This is a genomic window from Kitasatospora sp. NPDC015120, from assembly GCF_043080305.1.
Classification (GTDB): domain Bacteria; phylum Actinomycetota; class Actinomycetes; order Streptomycetales; family Streptomycetaceae; genus Kitasatospora.
The window spans coordinates 91,651-92,130 of record NZ_JBIBVJ010000026.1 but is presented as its reverse complement, the minus strand read 5'-3'; positions in this window follow the sequence as shown (position 1 = coordinate 92,130).

The following is a 480-nucleotide window of genomic DNA, read 5'->3' as shown; positions in this document are numbered from 1 at the left end:
ACCCCCCCCCGCTATCTATTTTTTTGTTTGTGGTTTTTTTTCCCCCCCCCACACATTTCCTCGGTTGGGGGGGGTGTGGGGGGGTTTTCGGCGGCGCCCCCCCCCCCCCCCGCCGAGGTTCATGGCGTGGTGGGGACAGGAAGTCGGCCCCACCGACTTCCTGCTCCGCTTCCACCGGTGGCCCGTTGCGCGAGACAAGGGGCCACCAGGGCCTGGCTCAGCTCCGTCCTGCCACCGGGAGTAGGAAGTCGGACGGGCCGACTTTCTGCTCCGGCCTCGGTTCGGTGGGGGTGCGCAGTGGCCCTCGCTCCGGCCGAGTGGGGGCCACTGCGGTTTTCCGGTGGCCCCTTACGCGAAGCAAGGGGCCACCGGGGGAGTTGACGCAGTGTGCCCTGGGAGTGGGAAGTCGGTACTACCGACTTCCCACTCCGCACCGGGCGCCCGTAGGACGTGAGGCAGGTGCAGCCACTGAGCAACCGA